The organism is Coleofasciculus sp. G2-EDA-02, from assembly GCF_040226375.1.
Classification (GTDB): domain Bacteria; phylum Cyanobacteriota; class Cyanobacteriia; order Cyanobacteriales; family Coleofasciculaceae; genus Coleofasciculus.
On sequence record NZ_JAVKEW010000181.1, the window covers coordinates 1 to 21,261 of the forward strand.

Annotated in this window: 15 protein-coding genes; 5 read left to right on the forward strand and 10 right to left on the reverse strand. The window is 45.6% G+C overall.

The window, feature by feature from the left end; translation table 11 throughout:
- Positions 1–246: 246 nt before the first annotated feature.
- The 5 genes from RLO19_RS21725 to RLO19_RS21745 all read right to left on the reverse strand — a co-directional run bounded on the left by RLO19_RS21725 (position 247) and on the right by RLO19_RS21745 (position 4,798).
- Positions 247–492 carry a hypothetical protein gene (locus RLO19_RS21725; protein ID WP_446359508.1) on the reverse strand — a complete coding sequence of 82 codons (246 nt, stop codon included), beginning with the start codon at positions 490–492 and terminating at the stop codon, positions 247–249.
- A 258-nt stretch (positions 493–750) separates the two neighbouring features.
- Entirely contained in the window at positions 751–1,959 is a 1,209-nt protein-coding gene (locus tag RLO19_RS21730) for a 4-hydroxy-3-methylbut-2-enyl diphosphate reductase (RefSeq protein ID WP_446359509.1), read from the reverse strand.
- Between the two features lie 129 nt (positions 1,960–2,088).
- On the reverse strand, positions 2,089–2,250 hold the full coding sequence (locus RLO19_RS21735) for a hypothetical protein (RefSeq protein ID WP_446359510.1): 162 nt from the start codon (positions 2,248–2,250) through the stop codon (positions 2,089–2,091).
- Entirely contained in the window at positions 2,237–3,070 is an 834-nt protein-coding gene (locus tag RLO19_RS21740) for an SGNH/GDSL hydrolase family protein (RefSeq protein WP_446335651.1), read from the reverse strand. The genes RLO19_RS21735 and RLO19_RS21740 overlap by 14 nt, the downstream gene beginning before the upstream one ends.
- A 153-nt stretch (positions 3,071–3,223) precedes the next feature.
- A complete protein-coding gene (locus tag RLO19_RS21745; RefSeq protein ID WP_446359511.1) occupies positions 3,224–4,798 on the reverse strand; it encodes an ammonium transporter in 1,575 nt (524 codons plus the stop codon).
- A gap of 834 nt (positions 4,799–5,632) precedes the next feature.
- Here RLO19_RS21745 and RLO19_RS21750 point away from each other — a divergent pair.
- Positions 5,633–6,688, forward strand: coding sequence for a mevalonate kinase family protein (locus tag RLO19_RS21750; protein WP_446359512.1), 1,056 nt, complete (start codon positions 5,633–5,635; stop codon positions 6,686–6,688).
- A gap of 626 nt (positions 6,689–7,314) precedes the next feature.
- Here the strand turns inward: RLO19_RS21750 and RLO19_RS21755 are convergent.
- From RLO19_RS21755 to RLO19_RS21765, 3 genes are all read right to left on the reverse strand, one after another.
- On the reverse strand, positions 7,315–7,521 hold the full coding sequence (locus RLO19_RS21755; RefSeq protein ID WP_446335592.1) for a hypothetical protein: 207 nt from the start codon (positions 7,519–7,521) through the stop codon (positions 7,315–7,317).
- 273 nt (positions 7,522–7,794) lie between these two features.
- The gene (locus RLO19_RS21760; protein ID WP_446359513.1) at positions 7,795–10,974 is read right to left on the reverse strand and encodes an efflux RND transporter permease subunit; all 3,180 of its coding nucleotides are present in this window, start codon (positions 10,972–10,974) and stop codon (positions 7,795–7,797) included.
- Between the two features lie 220 nt (positions 10,975–11,194).
- Complete coding sequence (locus RLO19_RS21765; protein ID WP_446359514.1) at positions 11,195–12,646, reverse strand: efflux RND transporter periplasmic adaptor subunit; 1,452 nt, start codon at positions 12,644–12,646, stop codon at positions 11,195–11,197.
- Positions 12,647–13,064: 418 nt separating this feature from the next.
- Here RLO19_RS21765 and RLO19_RS21770 point away from each other — a divergent pair, with 418 nt between their 5' ends.
- From RLO19_RS21770 to RLO19_RS21780, 3 genes are all read left to right on the forward strand, one after another.
- A complete protein-coding gene (locus RLO19_RS21770; protein WP_446359515.1) occupies positions 13,065–14,723 on the forward strand; it encodes an alpha-amylase family glycosyl hydrolase in 1,659 nt (552 codons plus the stop codon).
- Between the two features lie 721 nt (positions 14,724–15,444).
- On the forward strand, positions 15,445–15,822 hold the full coding sequence (locus RLO19_RS21775; protein WP_446359516.1) for a DUF1823 family protein: 378 nt from the start codon (positions 15,445–15,447) through the stop codon (positions 15,820–15,822).
- 74 nt (positions 15,823–15,896) lie between these two features.
- Positions 15,897–17,477 (forward strand): cation:proton antiporter, encoded by a 1,581-nt coding sequence (locus RLO19_RS21780; RefSeq protein WP_446359520.1) that lies wholly within the window; start codon positions 15,897–15,899, stop codon positions 17,475–17,477.
- Positions 17,478–17,586: 109 nt separating this feature from the next.
- Here RLO19_RS21780 and RLO19_RS21785 read toward each other — a convergent pair whose 3' ends face one another.
- Entirely contained in the window at positions 17,587–18,162 is a 576-nt protein-coding gene (locus RLO19_RS21785; protein ID WP_446359517.1) for a Uma2 family endonuclease, read from the reverse strand.
- Positions 18,163–18,312: 150 nt separating this feature from the next.
- Positions 18,313–19,008 (reverse strand): potassium channel family protein, encoded by a 696-nt coding sequence (locus tag RLO19_RS21790; RefSeq protein ID WP_446359518.1) that lies wholly within the window; start codon positions 19,006–19,008, stop codon positions 18,313–18,315.
- 161 nt (positions 19,009–19,169) lie between these two features.
- Between RLO19_RS21790 and glgA the strand changes: the two genes are divergently transcribed.
- Complete coding sequence (glgA, locus tag RLO19_RS21795) at positions 19,170–20,645, forward strand: glycogen synthase GlgA (RefSeq protein WP_446359519.1); 1,476 nt, start codon at positions 19,170–19,172, stop codon at positions 20,643–20,645.
- The last annotated feature ends 616 nt before the right edge of the window (positions 20,646–21,261 follow it).

Below are 21,261 nucleotides of genomic sequence, written 5' to 3' on the forward strand. Positions count from 1 at the left end.
ATTGATAATTCACAATTGATTAATTGGGTCTAAGACCTCTTCGTTTACGAAGAAATTAAAAAAGATTTTCCTTAATTTCAATCCTCTTCTTTTAAGGAGAGGTCATTATCCATTGTTCATTATCCATTGTCAATTTGTGAATCCATGTTTTGTCTTTCGCTGGCAGCTAATTTAGAGAAAGCCTTGTCAATTCTCTGTAACATACTTCTCACATGGTTTTCAACAAGGTTATAATCCATAGAAATCTTATTGAATCACTTGGGATTGCTGTTTCAATCCTAGAACCGACTCTTGGTTATTGTTTTGTTCAATTTGATATTTAAAATAATCTTCTGATACTGAGGAAATGATTTTCCCTAACCTGTATGCCTTAAGCAATTTATCATCGGTTATGTGAGTAGCATCAATTAAAGAGGCTTGTTCTAAAATTAGCGCTTTTCGCTCCTTGACAGAATGTTGTTTTAGAGTCTCGGCAGTTAACTCACTCGGCATAAAAGTTGGAAAAAAACAACAGCGGTGTACCCATATTGATGGATGTAGGGGCATGGCACTGCCATGCCCTTACCTTGGGGAGCATGGAGCATGAAAACACAAAAGGTTCTTGTAGGTTGGGTAGAGCGTAAGCGAAACTCAACGCCATCGTTAGTCTGTTGGGTTTCGTTCCTCCACCCAACCTACAAAAGACAGGCTATCTTACTGCTTTTAACCGCTAACTGGGGTTACGGAATCGACACAGTAGCCGAACCCAAATTAAACAGCTACCGGAGTTGCTTTCAACTCAAAAATATTCTCAATCACATCTTCAACCACCTTATCGGGTGTAGATGCTCCAGAGGTTACACCGACAACAATTTCACCGTCTGGGAGCCAATTGTCCGTCACCGTCATATCTTGATGCAGTACCTTGTGATCAATCCGATTTCCCGGACCAATTCGCTCGGCGCTGTCGATGTGATAGGAGGGAATATTCCGTTCAATGGCAATTTGTTGCAGTTGCGTTGTATTGGATGAATTAAAGCCACCAATCACGACTATTAAATCTAACCTTTGCTCAACCAACTCCAACATCGCATCCTGTCGCTCTTGAGTTGCATCGCAGATGGTGTTAAAACTCTGGAAATGCTGATTCAGTTGATCAGGACCATACTTTTTCATCATCGTGCGCTCAAACAGCTTCCCAATTTGCTCGGTTTCGCTTTTGAGCATGGTGGTTTGGTTAGCTATGCCAATATGCTGCAAATCCTGCTCCGGGTCAAATCCCTCTGAAGTGGCGCGGCTGAATTTTGCCATAAATTCGTCCCGATTCCCACCATTAAGAATATAGTTGGTGACATACTCGGCTTCTTCTAGATTCAGCACCACGAGGTATTTCCCAGCAAAGGAACTGGTAGCTATGGTTTCTTCGTGCTTATACTTGCCGTGAATGATGGAGGTGTACTCTTTCTTCTTATGCTTCTCCACCGTATGCCATACCTTGGACACCCAAGGACAGGTAGTATCGACAATCTTACAGTTTTTATCATTGAGTAGTTGCATTTCCTGAACGCTGGCACCAAAGGCAGGTAAAATTACCACATCACCCGCACCAACGATAGAAAAGTCTTTTGTCCCTTCCTCAACGGGGACAAAGTTGACGTTCATATTCTGTAGGCGCTGATTGACGGAGGGATTATGGATAATTTCATTCGTCATCCAGATGCGCTCGGTGGGAAAATGTTGGCGGGTTTCATACGCCATAGCCACAGCGCGTTCCACACCCCAGCAAAAGCCAAATGCCTCTGCCAGGTGAATGGTCACATCACCCCGTTTGAGTTGATAGTTATTATCGCGGATTTCTTGAATCAAGCTGCTTTGATATTCGGATTGAAGCTGAGTCGCCACTTCAGCCTCGTGACCAAATCCCTTACGGTGATAGTTTTCTGAACTATGGAGTGAACGTTTGAAGGCTTGTGTATCCATGAAGCTTGTTTAGCAGATGAGTGTATACAATTGTTAATTCCTTTTGATCTTAAGACGAATCCGGTTTAGTCATTTGTCATTTGTCATTCATCGTTCGTCATTGGTCAAGTCGGGGCGGGTTTAGTTATATCAGGGTGCAAAGCAAACGTTAGCAGTAAAACCCGCCCCTACAACAGACTTTCCATTTCCCCCATCTCCCCCATCTCCCCCATCTCCCCCAGCTTCCCTATCTCCCCTATCTCCCCCATCTCCCCTATCTCCCTCACCCCATCCCTCGTCACAATCCGCCATCGCTGGCGAGTTGATCTGTGACTTGTAGGGCATAATGCCAAATTAAATAGCCTTGAGGATTTAGGTGCAAGCCGTCGGTACTCAATTCCATGTTTAGATTGCCCTCAGTATCGGCAAATAGGGGATAGAGATCCAGGTAAATGACATCTTCCGACTCCGCGATCGCTTTCAATCGCTGGTTAATCTCGACAATACGACTGTTGGGGATTTCCAGGAGGCGATCGCGTCCTTCCCAGGTGGCTTTATCCCCGCTATGGGGCAAAATCGACTGAACGATGATTTTGGCTTGGGGATGAGTGCGCCGCAGGTAGCGAATAATCAGCCGTTGGTTGGCTAAGATGGTCTCATCTGTGACACCTCGAATGATGTCATTGATGCCAATCATCAAAAAGATGATATCTGGCTGGGTTTGATCCAACACATCTAAGCGATTCAACAATCCGGCTGTCGTTTCGCCAGAAATTCCCTGGTTCAGCCAAGTTCGTTGAGTGGGTAGCATCTCATTGGGAAACCAGAGACTGATGGAATCCCCCAGGAGTATGGCTAAATCCTCCGGCTTCTGCTCCACCATTACCTCAGCTTCTTGCTCCAGCAGCGCCACCCACTGCTGGTAGTTAAACTGGTGGCGCGGTCCGAGTTCGGGGACAGGGGTAGGGGTTGCTTCTTTTGTCGCATCAGTGGCTAGAGATTGGCTCACCGCAGAAGGGATAGCTCCTTGGTATTGGCGCAGCAATACCCCCGCGATCGCTAGCACCAGTAAGCCATTGACAGCGAGGGAGAAAACCGCCCAAATTGGAAAGCTTTTCGAGGTTGTGGACACTTGTCTAGATTCAGCATCGGCTCTCTCATCAGATTGTAGTTCTATTCCACTTTTGCCGATCATAAAAACCATGACAAAGGGGCAATTCATGAATTGCCCCTACAGGATATTATTGGCAATTAACCAGCTTCCGTCTAACTAGAAGCGCTTCCCTTAAACTTCCGATCCGCGAGGAATGTCAGCCGTACTACCACTGACACTACCAAAAGAGCTACTGGTCAACACGTCTGATTCCTTAACAAATCCACTGTAGGCTTCCATCCCGTGTTCGCTAATATCCAAGCCATGGATTTCTTCTTCAGGATGTACTCTTAGTCCCAAAGTCGCTTTCAGAGCTAGCCACACAAGGGAGCTAAAGAAGACAGTGAAACCACCTACACAGAGGATACCCAACAGTTGAATAACCAGTTGACCGACTCCTCCCCCATAAATCAAGCCAAGTCGTTGACCCGCATCATTTTCAGCGAAGGTAAAGATACCAACAGCAATGGTGCCCCAGATCCCGTTAACTAAGTGGACAGATGTCGCACCCACGGGGTCATCGATATGGATACTGTCAAAGAAGGAAACCGCAAAAACCACGATAATGCCCCCAATCAGACCAATTATGATCGCTGATATATAGGAAACAGCATTACAGGGGGCGGTAATCGCCACTAAACCCGCTAAGATACCGTTGATAATCATCGAAAGGTCAGGTTTACCATCTTTTGTCCAAGAGGTAATCGTGGCAGAAATACCTCCAGCCGCAGCCGCGAGGTTTGTGGTTACGGCAATATACGGCACATTTTCAGTAGCAGCCAGTTCTGATCCGGGGTTGAAACCAAACCAGCCGATCCACAGAATCAAGCATCCCAGTGTGGCAATACTCATATTGTGACCGGGAATCGCATTGATTTGACCATCTCTATATTTTCCTTCACGCGGTCCGAGAAAGGCAGCTCCCATCAACGCCGCCCAACCACCAACCGAGTGAACTACGGTTGAGCCAGCAAAGTCGGAAAAGCCCATTTCTGATAGCCAGCCACCACCCCAGATCCAATGTCCGGTAATGGGATAGGATATCCCGGTGATCAGAAGACTGAAAACGAGAAAGTCAACAAACCTAATCCGTTCAGCAACCGCACCCGAAACAATGGTGGCGGCGGTTCCAGCGAAGGCAGCTTGGAATAGGAAAAACAAGGAGATGGGTAAGCCTTCAGGAAATGGATCGAGTCCATAAGTACCCGGATCGGTACTCGTTAAGAAAAATCCACCCACACCAATCAATCCATTTCCTGTACCGAACATGAAGGAAAACCCAATTGCCCAAAATGCAATGGTTGCTAAGGCAAAGACAATCAGGTTTTTGGCAAGAATATTAACCGCATTTTTCTGACGACAGAATCCGGTTTCTAGCATACCGAATCCGGCATTCATGAAGATCACCAGAATGGCAGCAATCAACACCCAGATGGCGTTTAACGTTCCCTGGAGTTGGGCAATGGCATCGGCGTCAACCGCCTCAGTTTGAGCAACGGCTGCCGTATTCCAAACCACGACAATAATCGCGGTGAGGGGAATACAAGCTAGCCAGTAGGGAGAAAAGGATTTAGCTATGGTTTTCAAGGGGTCAAAATAGGGAGAATCCCCGAAGGATGGAGAAAACCTTTGTAAATCAACTTGTCTAGTTTTTGGGGGAGACTTTTTTCTGTCGAAACTTTTCTCGAACGTTCGTCTAGACATCATTTCGCTCTCTTTCCTGTTTTTCTAGTGGAACACATCCTAACATTGAGCTAAGAAGCGGTAAATAAAGTCATTGGAAGTACGACTTAGACGATGGGGTAAGTATCTGAGCATGACAGAACTCTGTACCTTTTTTTTGTTTGCTGCCTGATTAAGGAATCGGGAGTTTAGCAAGTTGGTTTGTCTACTTCAGACAAAACCCTACAAATAAGTTGCAAGATAGTCAAGAGCCTCAATTCTTCTCAATAACTGGGTTCATTATCTTTAGTAAATTTTCAAATCTTCTATTTTTTGGCTCGATAGTTCTGTAACAAAATATACCTTTTTCGTCGGTGGGTCTTTAAGAATTATGGCGGTAGCTCCCTAGCCAAGAGTTTTTGCCATCAAGACTTTGGTCAACCCGTCAGAGGTTTTGCCTCCTGAGTTGACCTTTTTGTGCTTAGAGAGCTAACCGTCGTTTTGATTTTGCCTGATCTTGTTGATTTGACGATAATTAAGACTTGAATAAACCTGATAATTTACGTCTCTAAAATAAGTTATTAATTAATAAAAAAATATTGGGTGTTAAGTTTTATTTTTTAGAATTACAGGTTATTAATCTGATGGCTTTAATTGAACCAATTGCTTAAAAATCTCATCTGGCTGCCACAGTTTTGGGTTGAGCATCGAGTATTCCCAACAGGATAACACAATGACCACGGTTTTTTAGCTGGTATTCTAAGGTAGTCATATCAGTTTTAGATTCTAAATGACATGAGATCCAGAGCGATCGCGCCAATGTGTTAACCTCCAGAGTACTCTAGTTAGTAGCGATCGCGATAAATATAGGGGACATGAATGAAACTGTTTGTGCCAGGTCGCCTTTGTCTGTTTGGTGAGCATAGCGATTGGGCGGGAGGGTATCGTCGCCTGAATCCTCACCTTGGAAAAGGCTACACCATCATCACAGGAACCAATCAAGGACTCTATGCCAAAGTCAAGCCCCACCCTACCCACTTCATTCTTCACGCTTCCCTGAGTGATGGTACTCGTCCAGACGCGATTCAGTTGCCCATGGAACGCCCTGTTCTCCTGGCTGAAGCACAAAAGGGAGAGTTTTGGAGTTATGCGGCTGGCGTTGCTTATCATTTTCTCACCTACTTCCAAGTTGGTGGCATAGAAATCGATAACTATCAAACCGATTTACCCATTCAGAAAGGGTTATCCTCCAGTGCAGCCGTTTGTGTTTTAGTCGCACGCGCTTTTAATCACTTGTATGACTTGAAGATGACTCGGCGAGGCGAAATGGAATACGCTTATCTGGGCGAGACAAGCACACCCTCTCGCTGCGGACGGATGGATCAAGCCTGCGCTTATGGAAATCAACCAATTGCCATGATTTTCGATGGCGCATCGACAGATATTATCGAGCTAAACGTTCCCAAGGATTTGTTTTTTGTCATTGTTGATCTCGGTGCGAGTAAAAATACCCAGGAAATTCTCAGTCGTCTGAATCAGTGTTATCCCTTTGGTACTGATAACGTGCAGAAGAATGTCCAGCACTATCTTGGCACTATTAGTTATCAAATTACTCAAGAAGCCGTTGAAGCATTACAAGTCGGCGATGCGATAAAGCTGGGTCAGTTGATGATTAAGGCACAAGCTGAATTTGACCGCTATCTCATCCCCGCTTGTTCCCAACAATTGACGGCTCCCGTTTTGCATCAACTGCTCAATTATGAGCCGATTCAACCTTTTATTTTAGGGGGAAAGGGTGTAGGTTCTCAAGGCGATGGCACTGCCCAATTTATTGTCAAAGATAAAACGAATCAACAAAAAGTTATCCGAATTATTCAGCGAGACTTTCCCCAAATGCATCCCTTGACGTTAACTATTCATGCCAACCCCGAATAGTCTTGATCCTTCACTTCGCTCCAGGAAACCTGGTTTGTAGGGGCGGGTTTATGTGATGCAAGTGCCAGCTATTGATGATAACGTTATTTCAAACCCATTCTTTCCGAATGTCGGGACTCTTTTCACTACTATCATGTCCTTTGCACAAGGGATGTGACTCGCGCCCGCCCAGACTTGATCCTTCGCTTTTGCCACGGCGATTAAAATCGCTTCTACACAAACAAAGTCCGCCTACGCGGACTGAGTTATAACGAGGGTGGCTAACCTGAATTTGGTTTCTGTGCATAGGTCTTCATTCTATGTCAAAGTAGAGAAAAGCGCACCGACGTGCATTGGTGTCAACTTAAGGTAAAGAACTCTTAGAGCGGGGGGTGTAGGGGCGGGTTTTACAGATAACATGAGAGCACCCAACTGATAACTTGACTCGCGCCCGCCCTTCTCCCATAACCGGGGGAGCAGAAACCCCATAGCTGAAAATTAGAATGGGTAAGGGTTATGGCTTAAGTTGACACGGATGACGCCCCGTGCGCTTTTTATTAGACGTGCGCTTTTTATTACGCGATCGCTCTTTTTTTTAAGGTAGTATGATCACTGTTTACTTGCACGTCCCAGACTGAACCGATGCTCTATGACTCTTCTGACAACTGCTCTAATTCTCGCAACGCCTGTTGACCCGCACCAACGGCTAATCCCATCACACCGCCAATAGTGGCATATTGATACATGGCATTAGGTCGCTGATCTGCATGATTAATTTCAGCCACCCCGATGCCTAATATGACACCAGCAACGCCAGTGATAACGCTGGAAAAAATAATTCGCTTAATATTCATAGATTTCCCCTAACCTCAAAAACTGTAGTCATCTGGGTTCGATATAAAATACTGAAACACCAAAATTGAGTAATTTTACAGTCGATCTAGATTATGAGAAAATTAAGTTTCAGTCTTCCAGGGAACCCAGTGTCTTCTACTTTTACGTTTATCAAAGCTTAGGGAAACTGGGATGCTCAAGTCAATTTTTGCAACAAAATTATGGCTTTGTTAACATTACCTCACGTTTGTTCATAGTTTTTGATGAATTCTGATTCATCACTTTAATGAATACTACCGAATTGTTACTTCAGGTTTCGGTTCAAGCTCCTTCGTCTGTGACTTCTTCTGGTTCTTCCCATTAGAATTAAACAAGCGATCGCTCCCCGACTTGATCACAATATAGAGAATAGGAACCACAAACAGACTCAGGAACGTGGCGACGAACATTCCCCCGAAAACAGCCGTCCCTAGAGATCGGCGACTTCCTGATCCTGCACCTGTCGCGATCACCAGGGGAAAAATCCCAACCAACGTAGAAATCGCCGTCATCAGAATTGGGCGCAAACGCTGCTGCGCCGCCTCAATCGCGGCTTTTCTCAGCGTCATCCCTTGCTCTCGAAGTTGGTTGGCAAATTCCACAATCAGAATCGAGTTCTTACTAGCCAAACCAATCAGCATCACCAACCCAATCTGACAGTACACATCATTAGGCAAACCCCGCAACGATTGCGCCATTAACGCCCCCAGAATAGCCAAAGGAACTGCTAATAGAATAATAATCGGGTCGATATAGCTTTCGTATTGAGCCGCCAACACTAAGAAAACAAAGACCAAGCCAAAGCCAAAAATAATCGTGGCTTGACCCCCCGACTGGATTTCTTCCAGAGATAAACCGGACCATTCATAGCCTAATCCCGGTGGTAATACCTGGGCGGCGACTTGTTCCATAGCTTCAATCGCGTCTCCAGAACTGACTCCCGGCGCGGCTGAACCATTAATTTCAATTGACCGGAACAAGTTATAGTGATTAATGGTTTGCGCCCCTGTCGTCGGGGTAACGGTAACCAAATTCCCCAAAGGAATCATCTCATCTCGTTCTGAACGCACATACAGTTGATTAATATCCTCAGGATTTGAGCGGAACTGGGCGTCAGCTTGGATATAAACCCGATAGGTGCGCCGTTCCAGAGTAAAGTCATTCACATAGCGCGAACCCAAATACGTCTGCAACGTCTCAAAGATATCATCAATATCCACCTCCAACGCCTTCGCCCGGTTACGGTTCACCTCAATCTGTAACTGGGGTGTATTGGCTTGATAAAAACTCACTACCTGATTTAAATTAGGATTCTGATTCGCCGCACCCAGCAATTTCCCCATATTTTCAATCAACGTCTCCAAGCTAAAATTACCTCGGCGGTCTTGAAGTTGAAATTGGAAGCCGTTGACACTACCTAATCCCCGAATGGAAGGTGGGTTAAAAGGCAAGACTCTAGCTTCTTTAATCCCAAACAAAGCACCCCGGACTGTATTAATCACAGCTTCGGCTGACTGAGACGGATCAGGGCGTTCTGACCAAGGCTTCAGCGTCGTAAAAACGATACCACTATTTGCTGTATTGCCACTAAAGCTAAAACCACCCACGGCAAACGTAGCCCTGATTTCATCCAAGGGCAAAATAATATCTTCAATCTGCTCAATCACATCATGGGTGTAGTTAAGCGACGAACCCTCTGGTCCTTGAACAATCGTAATAAAATAGCCTTGGTCTTCATCGGGGAGAAACGCACCTGGAACCTTATCGTAAACCCACACCGTTAATGCCAATAAACCAATAAACGCCACAATCACCAGAGTTTTCACGCGAGTCAGGATAATCAGAAATCGCCGATATCGCTGCTGCATTCCCTCTAGGAACCAATTAAATCCATCAAAAAAGTGACCCCAAAACCCCGTCGCCTCTGGCTTTTGCCGCAAGATTAAGCCAGAAAGGGTTGGCGTCAACGTCAGCGCCATAAACGTGGAAACCGCAATTGAAAAGGCAATAGTTAGCGCAAATTGTCGATATAAAGCCCCCGTTGTCCCCGGAAAGAATGCCACCGGAATAAATACCGCCATTAACACTAATGACGTGGCAATTACCGCCCCCACCAATTCCCGCATGGAAATAATCGCCGCTTGCCGAGATTTTATCCCCCCCCGTTGAATCTTTGTGGTGATATCTTCGACCACCACAATCGCATCATCCACCACCATCCCCGTGGCTAGGGTCAAACCAAATAGGGTCAAACTGTTTATCGAAAAATCAAAAATCTTGACAAAGGCAAACGTGCCAATGAGAGACACAGGAATCGTAATCGCTGGAATAATTGTGGTGCGCCAATCCTGTAAGAAAACAAAGATAACCAAAACCACCAATCCCACCGCTTGTAGCAGGGTAAACACCACTTCCGAGAGCGACTGATTAACAAAATCTGTGGTGTCAAAGCCAATATCATAGGTCATTCCTGGTGGGAAATCCGCCGCCAGTTTCACCATTTCTGCTTTAACGGCTTTCGCCACATCCAGGGCGTTACTTCCGGGAACGGTAATAATCCCTAACCCGACGGCTTCATTTGCTCGAAATCTCAAGAACGTGCCATAATTTTGCGCCCCCAATTCCACGCGCCCCACGTCTTTGAGTTTAATCAGGGTGCCATCTTCATCTGTGGCTAAAATCAGTTCCTCAAAGTCCGAAACCTTTTGCAGGCGGCTAATTGCCCGCAGGTCAATTTGATATTGCTGTCCCTCTGGCGCTGGGGGTTGACCGATGCGCCCTGCGCCTACCTGGAGATTTTGTTCCCGCAGTGCATCAACGACATCTTGAGCCGTCAGGTTACGACTCGCAAGGCGTTGCGGGTCTAGCCAAAGCCTCATCGCATAAGTACGTTCGCCAAAAATTCGCACATTTCCTACCCCATTAACCCGTTTTAGGGCGTCTACGAGATAAAGGTCAGCGTAGTTACTTAAAAAGAGGTTATCGTACTCGCCATTTTCTGAGTACAGACCAAATCCCATCAGGAAGTTATTAGATTCCTTATTTACCGTGACCCCGGTTTGGAGTACGGATTCTGGCAATTGGGGTTCAGCTAAAGACACGCGATTTTGGACATCAACCGCTGCGATATCCTGATCCTTATTTGCTTCAAAGGTGATATTGATTGAACTGGTGCCATCATTGCTACTGCTTGATGTCATGTAGCGCATCCCATCGACACCGTTAATTGCCCGTTCCAAGATAGTCGTCACCGCATTTTCCACGGTTTGAGCATCGGCACCGTTATAGTTGGCTTGGACACTGACTTGTTTGGGACTAATATCGGGATATTGGGCAACGGGAAGGGTAGGAATACTAATTGCTCCGATTAGTAAGATGATCAGGGAGCAAACAGTGGTAAAAACAGGTCGTTTAATAAAAAATTCGACAAACATTTAAATGGTTAGGGAACTGGGAACTGGGAACGGGGAACTGGGAACTGGGAACGGGGATGTAGGGGCTGGTTTTACAGATAACTTATGGCTACAACTTTGTCGGGGCGGGTTTAGTTATATTTGGGTTTAACCCTGAATGATAGTAGTAAAACCCGCCCCTACATTAAATACGCCCTCTTCTAGGTGCAGAGGAAGCAAACAAAGGACAAAGGACAAAGGACTAAGAATCTGGAATAATCGCAGCGCCATCGGATAAATTGAGGATACCTGAGACAACGATTCTATCTCCGGGTTTGATACCTTCAAGGACTTGGTATCGATTCCCTTGAATATTACCCAATTTCACGGGTCTTTGCTGGGCGATGAGTTCAGGGGCGCCCGGTTTGGCTTCCTCTGGGGGTTGGGCGACAAAGACAAAGGGTTTCCCAGCTAGACGAGATACGGCATTGACGGGAATTAACACACCGGGGCGTTTTTCCCAGATGACTCGTGCATCCACTTTCTGCTGATCGTACAGGCGACCATTTGGATTAGAAAAGGTGGCTTTTGTCAAGAGGGTTTGGGAATCTCTATTCACTTGCGGTGAAATAAAGCTAATCCGCCCGGTAGCAATGGGGGGTTCGGTGGCTGGGGTGCCTTGGTTTCGCAGTTCAACGGGGAGTCCCTGGCGCACCCTCTGGCTTTGCTGTTCGTCAATGGGGATTTCTACATCTAAGGTTTGGTTTTGAGTAATGGTGGTTAGGGTATCACCCACATTTACATAGTCTCCCACTTTGACGGAAATATCCCCAACGACTCCATCAATCGGGGCGACAACGCGATTAAATCGCAACTCCTCTTGCCTAACTTCCACATCCGCCCTCGCACTAGAGAGGTTGGCGGCGACTCTGGCTTCCGTGGCTTGGGCGGCTTGGACTCGTTGTTGTGCCACATTCAGGGCTTCCTTAGAGGCGGCTAAGGCTTGGGCTGCGGCGTCACGGGCGGCGATGGATTGATTGCGATCGCGTGTTTTATCATCTAATTCTTGTCTAGGTTGAACTCCTTGAGATACTAACTGTTGTGCCCGTTGATAGTTTACCCGCGCTAGTTCTAATTCCGCTTCTCGACTTTGCACTTCAGCCGCTTGACGCCCCACTTCCGCTTTGAGACGAGCAATGTCGGCTTGAGCGGCTCTGACTTCGGCTTGTGCATTATTCAGGGTAGCGGTTTGGGCATTAACATCTGCGATCGCACTTCTGAGTTCGGCTTCACTCCGTTCCGGCTTCAGTTGTAAAATTAAAGCGCCAGCTTGGACGCGATCGCCTGATGCAGCCACAATTCGGGTAATTCTACCAGCAGCTTCAGGTCGTAATTCAACCTTTTGTTTTGCCTCTAAGGTACCCACAAACTGAGAACTTTCTTCCAGCGTACTCGGTTGCACCTGTTCCAGTTTCACGGGGACACCCTGAGGTTGCTGGGCGGCTGGGGGTGAGTTGTTTTGCCGTAAAAAATGCCAAGCCGCCCAACCACCACCACCAAACACTAAAACGGTGAATAACAATCCCAGCCATAATTTTGGCGTGGGTGACGATTTTCCCTTGGGTTGGTCGGCTTCAGAGATAATGGAATCCGAGGATTCCCACGCTTGGTTTGAAGGGTCAGGAATAGAGGTTTGGGAGTCGGAGGATGCCATAGTTGTGTTCTGATGATGGAAGTCTCGGACTTGACGCTACAGTCCATCGGTGGATTGTGGGTTCAGATCGTGAGAACCATCAGGCAATGCCGCCCTTGAAGGGCAAAACCTGTCCTCACTTGTTCATATTACTTAAGACTTGAACAAAATATATCCTCCAGTCGGGTGTATCAAGCTCTTGAAGCTGGGGAAGGGGTGTAGAGACGTGCCATGGCACGTCTGGAGATAGTAGCTGTTGGCGTTATTTCTGCCTTCTTGCACTAGAACCCATCAACCTTAAAAAGACGATAAAAGGCAATAACAATAACCAAGGGATTGCAAGATCTATCTTCCGCTAGATAGCTATCTCTGGAAAATACCCCTTACGATAAGCATCATCTTGAAATAATCCTTACTTCACCCTAAGGGGGTCAATTAAATGGCTGCTCCCATTGAATTTGCTTTATTTGCTCCTTACAACGAAGGAGTATCATTGATTGGCTCTTTCTCAAATTGGGAAGACATTCCCATGGAGAAAGATGAGCAGGGCTATTTTCGCACATCTGTTGAACTTGAAGATGGTATTTATAAGTACAAATTCCGGGTTCAATCCAAATCTTGGTTTTTTGAACCTGATCAATGGGTAGAGGTCAATGATCCCTACGCTACCGATATTGAAGATCCGACTCAGAATTGCGTCGTGCGGATCAAAGATGGAAAACAAATCGTCGATACTTACGTTTGGATGCATGATGATAAACCATTACCTCCTGACCATGAATTAGTCATCTATGAAATGCATGTCGGCGACTTTTCCGGTGGCGAAGATGATCCTTATCCACGGGGGAATTACCAGCATGTTATTGAAAAGTTAGATTATCTGGTGGAATTGGGAATTAATGCGATTGAGTTAATGCCTATCAAAGAATATCCCGGTGACTACAGTTGGGGGTACAATCCTCGCTACTTCTTTGCTACTGAGTCTAGCTATGGTTCTACAGATGAATTGAAACATCTGATAGATGAGTGTCATGGCAAAGGAATTCGGGTAATTATGGACGGGATTTACAACCACTCAGAATCGGAAAGCCCTCTCACTCAAATTGACCACGATTACTGGTATCATAACTCTCCCCGTGACCCGGATAACAACTGGGGACCAGAGTTTAACTACGAACATTACGACGAAAATCTAGAGACTTACCCCGCGCGGAAGTTTATCGGTGATGTAGTTCGGTTCTGGATCACGGAATATCATATTGATGGCATTCGCTACGACGCGGCGCGGCAAATTGCCAACTACGACTTTATGCATTGGATTGTCCAAGAGGCTAAAAAAACCGCAGGGGCAAAACCATTTTACAATATTGCCGAATACATCCCCGACAATCCCAGCATCACTAATGTTGATGGACCGATGGATGGTTGTTGGCATGATAGCTTTTACCACACTGTTAAACCTCACATCTGTGGTGAAATGTTTGAGTTAGAATCCCTTAAGGATGTGATTGATTGTAAGCGTCAAGGCTACCTAGGAACGACTAATGTTGTAAATTACTTGACCAATCACGATCACGATCACGAACGCCTGATGGTTGATTTGGCGAATCTGGAAATCTTTGATGAAGAAGCCTTCAAACGGATCAAGTTAGGGGCTGTTTTGTTAATGACAGCAGTTGGTATTCCTTTGCTGTGGATGGGTGAAGAGTTTGGGGAATATCAACCGAAATCTATCGAATCCAGAAAGATTGATTGGCAACTACTGGGTAATGATCATAATCGCGGGTTGTGGGACTACTATAAGGGGTTAATCGGACTGCGAAAAAACAATAATGCTCTCTATACTGAGAACATTAATTTCTTCTTTGAAGATGCAGATGCCAAAGTTCTAGCGTATGTGCGCTGGAATGATGAAGGCTCCCGTGTTGCTGTCGTTGCCAATTTTTCTGATAATTTCCTCGCTGGATATACTCTTTCCAACTTTCCTGAAAATGGCATTTGGCACGAGTGGACAGGTAACTATGAGGTGGAAGCCAACGATAATAATTTAACCATTGATCTTGGCGGATACGAAGCCAAAGTATTTGTCTGGCAGTAAGCCATCCAATCCGCGATCGCGTCTTTGTCGGGTGGGCAATGCCCACCTTATTTTTATGAATAACATTTAAATTTTTGTCAACATCAAGTAGCAAACCGCAGTTAGCGATAGCCAAAATTTACGCATTCATAACATTCGTAACATTCGTATTCGTAGGGGCGAAGCATTCGCGCCCAGATTTTTCGGTTCGACGGCTAAATTGCCGTCGCGAATGCTTCGCGCGGTCAAACGTCATACTTTATAACAATTCATCAGTTCTGCATTACAATCATTGATCACAGCTTTTTTGGGTGGCAGGGCAAAAAGGGTCAAAAGCACTGCTATCTTCTATATTTGGTATAAAAAACAAGTTTTCACCTCTTTCATAAGTATTACAGGTGTTCCATAAATCATAACTTTTAAAGACTTGGCTTGCGCCCGGTTGTGTCTCTACACTCAAAAATATTTAACTCAAGGGCGGGTTTTGAGGTAACATTATCATCAATAGCTAGCGCCAAATAGCCGCTCAAAACTATGCCCGAAAAGCGAAGGGTCAAGTCGGGGCGGGTTTAGTCGCATCTGGCTAAGCCCAGAAACGATAGCCGTCAAACCCGCCCCTACAGATTCAAACCTCTCGTACTTGGTGGGGGCGGGTTTAGTCGCATTTGGGTAAGCCCAGAAACGATAGTCGTCAAACCCGCCCCTACAGATTCAAAACCCAAAACTCAAAACTCTTAAACTGATGCCTCAACTTCCTCCACTCAATACCGAAACCCTTTGGCAAATCTTGAATGAAGAACTGGATGATGATACCGTAAATCAACTCGTCTGGCACTATTTGGGTTATCGTTATGACCAAAAAACGAACCAATGGGATTATACCAATGTACCTCCGGAATGGCAACAGGACTATCCGGAACCGCCTAACTTTATCGAGAGTCGTCCCGCCACAGTTAAACTAACTCGTTCGATTCCCAAGGAAAATAAACAGTTATTGAAAGAACAGTTAGGATTTAAAGGCTATAAAATCGGCGAATTTGGTCCGAGACAGACTCGTCGAGCCACCGCTGCAAATTGGCTGTTAAGTTACATGAAAGATACGGGATTGAGCCAAGAGTGAATTTACTGAGCACGAATAGCATCACCAGCTTAATATTAACCAACCTTGGGCAATGGTTTAGCGATCGCATCCTCCTGAATGTTCCCGTCAGCGAGGGTGAGGGGAATGTAGCAGAACTTGTCAGTTTCCTGATTATTCTGTTATTAGTCGCCACAGGAGTGGCTTTGATTTCGCGCCGATTCCGTATCCCTTACATTACGGGCTTAGTGTTAGCCGGATTAGCGATTACGGAACTCTTACCCAGTCGCGTCGGGTTGGATTCGGCGCTGATTTTTAATCTCTTTTTACCGATTCTCCTGTTTGAAGCGGCAATTAATACCGATATTTCTCGCCTCCGCAGCACGATTAAACCCATTGTTTTTCTCGCCGGACCTGGTGTTTTACTCTGTGCGGGGATTACCTCAGTTTTATTGAAATTTGAGTTAGGTATAGATTGGATACCCGCTGCACTGGTAGGTGTAATTTTATCCATTACCGATACTGCTTTAGTCATTGCTGTCTTTAAAGAGGTTTCGGTTCCCCACCGATTGGTTACTCTAGTTGAGGGAGAAAGCCTGCTCAACGATGATGTCGCGTTAGTCTTATTTAGTCTAATTTTGACAATTCATGAAACGGGAGCATTATCGGCGCTGGATGTCGTTCAAGAATTTTTATTCGTACTCATTGGTGGTGCTTTAGTTGGCGCGGCGTTGGGATATCTGAGTATTGGGTTATTGAGCAAAACTGAAGATCCCTTGGGGGGAATTTTACTCACCGTGGCTCTGGCTTTAGGCGCATTCCAAACGGGACAGGTTTTGCATGTGTCGGGTGTAGTTGCTGTGGTAATAGCGGGACTCATTGTGGGCAACTTTGAACATTCACAGGTGACATCCGCCTCGAATCAAGTTACTTTATTTAGCTTCTGGGAATATGCCGGATTTGGCGTTAATACGTTTATTTTCTTACTGATTGGCTTAGAGATAAACGTAATTACCCTGTGGCAAACTTTACCCGCTGTTTTTTTAGCCTTAATTGCTTATCAAGTTGGGCGAATGTTGACTGTTTATCCCTTGCTATCCTGGGTGCGTTTTTTTGATAAACCAATTCCAGTACGTTGGCGACATATCCTCTTTGCCGGTAATATTAAAGGCTCACTCTCCACCGCCCTAGCCTTGAGTCTACCTGCTGATTTGCCGGGACGAGAAACTCTGATTGCGATCGTTTTAGGCATTGTTTTAATTTCTTTGGTGGGACAGGGGCTAAGTTTACGTTGGGTGGTACGGCGTTTGAAGTTATCTTATCGTTCAGAATCCTATCAGCAAATTGAAGAATTGCAAGCTCAATTGATGACGGCTAAAGCGGCACAAGATGAATTAGACAGTCTCCTGAAAACTGGGGTATTACCGAAATCGATTTATGAAGAAATGCGAGCCTCCTATCAACTGCGAGTCGCCACGGCTGATAGAACCTTGCGGGAAATCTATAATCAGCGTTCAGAAGACTCACCAGAAAATCGGCGCGATCGCACGAAATTAGAAGCGATTCGTCGGCAATTACTCTTAGCAGAAAAAGGAGCGTTAACAGACGCCCTGCGGAAGCGGATTCTATCGGAAGCTGTGGTGCAAGAGCGGATTAAAAAGATTGATGAGCAGTTGTTAAAGCTAGAAGATGATTAGTGCAGCACGAAACTGTAGGGGCGGGTTTAGAGGCAAACGTAATACATCTAACGGATAACTGTACAACAAAACCCGCCCTTATCCTGGTTAATAATTGCCTCTCGCGGATTCAATGACCGGCATTCAATAGGGTTTCAGCGGTGAGGTTCAGTTCGGGAAACGTAGGTGAGACAATTTGACTATCTCCCTGAAATATGCCCACCTCCTGGTAAACTTGATCCTGTAGGGTTAGCACGACCGCGCATTCAACTTGAGGGTCTACAATCCAATATTCAGGAATACCCAAATCTTCGTACTGTCGCCGCTTGGCAATGTAGTCGCGATCGCGCTGGAGTTCACCCGGACTCACGACTTCAATGACAAGCAGTGGGGGAAGCATAGATAGCCGGATTGTATTGCGGCGCTGTAGTTGTGCAATATGTTCTTCTCGAATAATTGTTAAGTCTGGATAGCGATTTCTGGGTTCTCCGCGCACTTCCAGCTCTAATCCTTGACTTCTCACGCGCAAGTAACCAACGAGGGGAACAAACTGTAAGAGTAAAAAGGTGGCAATGCTAACGTTTTCTCCGGATTCGGGTGGCACTTCGATCAGCTTTCCGTTGTACAATTCATAGAACTTGTCTGTCCCGTCATTATAGGACAAATAGTCGTCAAAGCTGGAAAATCTGAGTTGGGCTTGAGTCATATAATGTCCGGTGGAATACTTACACTATCGGTGGAGACAAAGCAGAAGGCTTTCAGAAGGCAGAGGGCAGAGGGCTCCAAGGCAAGGAGGAAGGTTGCAAGGTAAAAGGGAATAATGACTGTTTGGGCGGACATGATATCATTCCCCATTCTATTCGAGTGGCGCAAGTTTAGAACCAACCCCTAAAAAATTGATGACTTGGTGCAACAGTTCCGCTTTTGTCACCACAAGTATCGTCGATCCTTGTTCGAGTACCGTATTGTCATGAGGAATCACTAAATCTGCATGGGGATGAGGTTGATAGCCAATAATTAAAGAACCGACAGGAAACCGAGAATCCTGAATCACTTGAGTCACAGTACGACCCGTTACATCCGACTCTCCAGGTATCCCAAGTTTAAACACTTCCACTTGACCCTGTTCGTAGTGCATAATCGATTCCACTTCCGGATATTCTATCGCGTTGACCATGCGATTGACAGCTAAGTCAACAGTGCTAATGATATGCTGAGCGCCAGCAATGCGTAGAGGCTCTTTAAAATCCCGTTGGCGGATGCGAGTAATAATATGGGGAACCCCATAGTGTTTAGCCAAGGTAACCATTGCCAAATTCAAAGCATCATCTCGCAGCACCGCCGCCATTGCATTGGCTTTGCGAATCCCAGCTTCGAGTAGCACTTGGGTAGTGACGGCGCTCCCTTCAAATGCCATAACCCCCACTTGTTCGCGAGCATACCGACAAGCTGTAGGATCTGTATCAATAATCGCGATCGTATGTCCTAATTCTACTAACTGCTGGGCTAAACTCAACCCCACTAATCCCGCGCCGCCGATTAATACGTACATTATTCGTTTGTCATTAGTCCTTTGTCATTTGCTCCCCCTGCTCCCCCATCTTCCAGACGCGCCATGGCGCGTCTCTACACTCTTAACGGATGACAGAGGCTAACTAAAAATGGTACAACATCTTAGTTTAAATAAACGGGATAATTAAGTGAGGAAGCGGAATGTACATTATCCAGGTTGCCTCTGAATGCGCCCCTGTAATCAAAGCCGGAGGCTTAGGGGATGTGGTTTATGGTTTGAGTCGGGAGTTAGAGATTCAGGGACATTGCGTCGAGCTGATTCTGCCCAAATACGATAATATGCGCTATGACCACATCTGGGGACTCCATGATGCTTATATTAATCTATGGGTACCCTGGTATGATGCGGCGATTCACTGTTCCGTCTATTGTGGTTGGGTGCATGGACGAGTCTGTTTCTTTATCGAACCCCATTCCCAAGATAATTTCTTCAATCGGGGCTGCTACTACGGTTGTGATGACGATAACATGCGGTTTGCTTTCTTTTGTAAAGCCACTTTAGAGTTTCTACTACAGAGTAATAAACGTCCTGATGTCATCCACTGTCACGATTGGCAAACGGGTTTACTCCCAGTCATGCTGTTTGAGATCTACAAATATCATGGCATGGGGAATCAACGGGTATGCTACACCATTCACAACTTTAAGCACCAAGGAATGGGGGGAAATGAGATTCTTAGGGCAACCGGGTTGCATCAGGAATCCTATTATTTTCAGGATGATCGCTTGAAAGATAATTTTAATCCCTTTGCCATAAACTTTATGAAAGGCGGTATTGTTTATTCTAATGCCGTTACAACTGTTTCTCCTCATCATGCCTGGGAAGCTCGTTTCACGCCGATAGGATGTGGGTTAGGTCATACCTTACATTTGCATCAGGATAAGTTTACTGGGATTCTCAACGGCATTAACGATGATTTTTGGAATCCGGAACAAGACCGCTATATTCCCTATCCCTACGCCCCAGATACTTTTGAAGACAAAGCGAAAAATAAAAAAGCGTTACGGGAACAGCTACTGCTACAGGATGTCGATAAACCGATTGTGGCATTTATTGGTCGTTTAGATGATCAAAAAGGAGTTCATCTCGTCCATCACGCCATCTACTATTCACTCCACAAGGGCGCTCAATTCGTTTTATTAGGTTCAGCCACAGCGGCGGCAATTAATTCCTGGTTCTGGCACGAGAAATACTACTTAAATGATAATCCTGATGTCCATTTGGAGCTGGGCTTTAATGAAGAATTATCTCATTTGATTTATGCCGGATCAGATTTTATTCTGGTGCCTAGTAATTACGAACCCTGCGGACTGACTCAGATCATTGGCTTAAAGTATGGAACCGTACCCATTGTGCGGAGTGTGGGGGGACTGGTAAATACGGTGTTTGACCGAGATCACGACCCGAATCACCCCATGGAAAAACGCAATGGGTATGTATTCAGTCACACCGATTATTATGCGTTGGAATCCGCGATGGATCGGGCGTTGGGATTGTGGTATGACTATCCTGAAGAGTTCCGTAAATTGGCACTTCAAGGTATGGCGTATGATTACTCCTGGAGTACTTCGGTATCTAAGTATGTGAAAATTTATGAGATGATCCGGCATCAATAGGGGTTGCTGAATCAGTGGTGAGGTGAGGGGGAGATGAGGGAGATAGCGGAATATATTGTTTATTTGGAGGGGATTCCAGCCTACATTCGGCAAATATTAAATAGGATTGAACAAACACAAACCTACGATGCTTTAGGGGCGACCCGTTTGCATCAATGAACTCCACTTATCCACTCAATTGTATCGGGTCGCCCTTTACTAAAATGGCGCATGAATAGAAAACGTGCGATCGCAGCTTATGAGAAAGCGATTTAATTTAAACCGGATTGCCAATTAGTCTGGTAAAACTGGGGTGTGGCGATGGATAAATTAAAAGAAAAAGAAAGCGCTATATCACCGATTGAATTGTCAAAAGACGCCAAGGGTATTCGTAATATTGAAAGAAATCCGTAAAATGGAACCGAATCAGCAGCAAGAAAAACTATTTAAGCATCCCTATTATTGGGCGGCGTTTACGATTACAGGCGTTCCACCGGATAACCAACAATCCCCGTAGGGGCGCACCGACGTGCGCCCTTTACCAACCGACGTGCGCCCTTTACCAACCTGCGCCTAATTTAACCGCAAACTAGCGATGGTGCGTTACGCTTCGCTAACGCACCCTACGATTTTGCTT